At 71.1% G+C, this 2552-nt stretch carries 4 protein-coding genes and 1 other RNA gene; 4 read left to right on the top strand and 1 reads right to left on the bottom strand.

Annotated features, from left to right (window positions below; translation table 11 throughout):
* Nucleotides 1-158: 158 nt before the first annotated feature.
* The 4 genes from HUV06_RS15870 (at nt 159) to HUV06_RS15855 (ending at nt 2205) form a co-directional block, all read left to right on the top strand.
* Nucleotides 159-491, top strand: a complete 333-nt coding sequence (locus tag HUV06_RS15870) for a cell division protein ZapA (protein WP_174302208.1) — start codon at nt 159-161, stop codon at nt 489-491.
* A gap of 92 nt (nt 492-583) precedes the next feature.
* A non-coding RNA gene (gene ssrS, locus HUV06_RS15865) (6S RNA) lies at nt 584-746 on the top strand.
* A gap of 46 nt (nt 747-792) precedes the next feature.
* Entirely contained in the window at nt 793-1368 is a 576-nt protein-coding gene (locus HUV06_RS15860) for a 5-formyltetrahydrofolate cyclo-ligase (RefSeq protein ID WP_174302207.1), read from the top strand.
* Nucleotides 1369-2205 carry a TIGR00282 family metallophosphoesterase gene (locus HUV06_RS15855; RefSeq protein ID WP_174302206.1) on the top strand — a complete coding sequence of 279 codons (837 nt, stop codon included), beginning with the start codon at nt 1369-1371 and terminating at the stop codon, nt 2203-2205.
* Between the two features lie 205 nt (nt 2206-2410).
* Here HUV06_RS15855 and HUV06_RS16735 read toward each other — a convergent pair.
* Nucleotides 2411-2552, bottom strand: a 142-nt coding sequence (locus HUV06_RS16735; RefSeq protein WP_174302205.1) for a DUF1318 domain-containing protein, incomplete at its 5' end; no start/stop codon positions are given.

The following is a 2552-nucleotide window of genomic DNA, read 5'->3' as shown; positions in this document are numbered from 1 at the left end:
CCCGGCCTGTTCGAGCCCGGCCTGGACGCCGGCCTGCAGGAGGAGCTCCTGCCGGATGCCGACCGCTTCGATTCAGCGCTTGAGTCTCGACCCGGATTGGCCGACCACCAGCACGAGACGGACGCGGCCGAGCCCGCCCCCCACGAGGAGCCGACGGAATGAGCACGGTCACCGTCGAGGTCGGCGGCCACCCCTTCGCCGTCGGCTGCGAGGACGGCCAGGAGGCCCACGTAAGGACGCTCGCCGCCCAGTTCGACCGCCAGGTCCAGGAGGTGTCGCGCTCGGTGGGCCGGGTGGGCGACCTGCGGCTGTTCCTGATGGCCGCCCTGATGACCGCCGACGAGCTGAGCGACCTTCGCGCCCGCATGGCCCAGGCCCAGGCCGAGCTGGCCAGGCTGCAGTCCGACCAGGCCCGTGCCGAAGCCCGCGCCGCCCAGGCGCTCGACGCCGCCGCTCACCGGATAGAGGCGCTGGCGGCGAAGGCAGGGTGACTGCCGTTTCTCCTTCCCCGCGAAGCGGAGGAGGATAAGGTTCGCCGCCGCTTGAGCCGGACCCCTGCGCGGCCTATCTTCAATCCCGGCGGGTCTTGCTGCGGTTCGCGTCGGAGGACTCATATCCCGGGGACCTTAATCGACTCTCTTGGGAGCTGTCCCTGTTCAGGCCCCTGGGCCTGCGCACACGGCGCCCACCTGGCCAACCAGGTTCGAGTGGATTGAAACGCCTCCACGGTTCTTCGCGGCGCCGCCACCGATATGAAGTCGCCCCTTGCCTCTCCCCGGCGGGGCGAGGGGTTTGAGCGGGACCGAGGAAAAGTCTGAACTGCGCCGACTGTTGCGGGCGCGCAGGCGCGAACTCCGGGCGACGGCGTTTCCGGCGGCGGAACAGGTCGTCGAAGTCTACGCGTCACAGGCGCGACCGCCGCCCAAGATCGCCGCCTTCTACGTCCGCTGCGGCGGCGAACTCGATTCCAAGCCGCTGTCGGTCTGGTTTGCACGGCAGGGCGTCCTCATCTGCCTACCCGTAGTCGCCGCCCCCGAACGGCCGTTGATCTTTCGCGAGATTACCGGTGTGCTGGAGCCGGATACTCTCGGTCTTCCCGCCCCTCCCCCCCACGCTAAAGCCGTGGAGCCCGACTTGATCTTCGTTCCCTTGCTGGGTTTCGACCGTACCGGCGCGCGGCTCGGCCAGGGCGGCGGCTATTACGACCGCACCCTCGCCGCCCGGCGCGCCAGCGGCCCGCCGGCGCGCGCCATCGGCCTCGCCTATGCCGCTCAGGAGGTTCCGCGCATCCCCACCGACGCCTTCGACCAGCGCCTGGATGGCGTTCTGACCGAAAGGGAGTATCTCGATTTCAAAGGAGTCCCCTGAGTGCGCCTGGCCTTTTTCGGCGACGTGATCGGCCGCGCCGGGCGCGAGGGCCTGGCCACCCATCTGCCCCGGCTGCGGCGGACGCTGGCGCTCGACTTCGTGGTGGTGAATGCGGAGAACGCCGCCGCCGGCTTCGGGATCACCCCTAAGACTGCCGAGGAGCTGTTCGACGCCGGGGCCGACTGCCTGACGCTCGGCAACCACAGCTGGGACCAGCGCGAGGCGCTCACCTATATCGACCGGGAGCCGCGGCTTCTGCGCCCGCTGAACTATCCGCGGTTGAGCCATGCGCCGGGCCGAGGCGCCTGGATGTTCGACGCGCCGGGCGGCCGCCGCGTGCTTGTGATGAACGCGCTCGGCCGTGTGCACATGGACAGCCTGGACGACCCCTTCTCCGCCGTCGACGCGCAGCTCGAGGCCTGCCCGCTCGGGACCGCCGCGGACGCCGTCATCGTGGACATCCACTGCGAGGCCACCTCGGAGAAGATGGCGATGGGCCATTTCTGCGACGGGCGGGCCAGCCTGGTGGTGGGCACCCACACCCACGTGCCCACCGCCGACACCCAGGTGCTGCCGGGCGGCACCGCCTACCAGACCGATGCGGGGGGCTGCTGCGACTACGACAGCGTGATCGGCATGGCCAAGGAGGAGGCGGTCCGCCGCTTCGCCACCCGCCTGCCGGGCGCCCGCCACCAACCGGCCTCAGGCCCGGCGACGGTATGCGGCGTCTATGTGGAGACCGACGCGCTGACCGGGCTGGCCGTGCGGGCCGAGCCCATCCGCATCGGCGGACGGCTGGCGGCGCATGTGCCGGAGCCCGAACAGGTGGTGGCCTAGCGCCGCCTTTCTCCTCCCCCGAGGGCAGGCTATAGCGTCCGCCTATTCCCTCCCCCTCGATGGGGAGGGAGGGGCAGGGGTGGGCGTGTTCACGCCGCGGCTGGAGTGAAATGCTCGGAAGGCGCTTCCAGGAGCCCTTCCCCACGCGTCCTGCACTCACCCCGTCCCGCCCCTTTCCCCATCGAGGGGGAAGGGGACATGCCAGCTACCGCCGCACCCACCGTCCGTCGGTCGTGCGGAAATACTCGCCCGGACCCAGGCGGCCCTCGAGCTGGCGGGCGGTGGCCTGGCCGGCGGCGTCGGGGGAGGCGCCGGACCGGGCTGCGGCGTCGCGATAGGCCTGGGCG

It is taken from the genome of Caulobacter sp. S45, assembly GCF_903642205.1.
Lineage (GTDB): Bacteria > Pseudomonadota > Alphaproteobacteria > Caulobacterales > Caulobacteraceae > CAHJWH01.
This window is presented reverse-complemented; position numbering and strand designations above follow the sequence as displayed.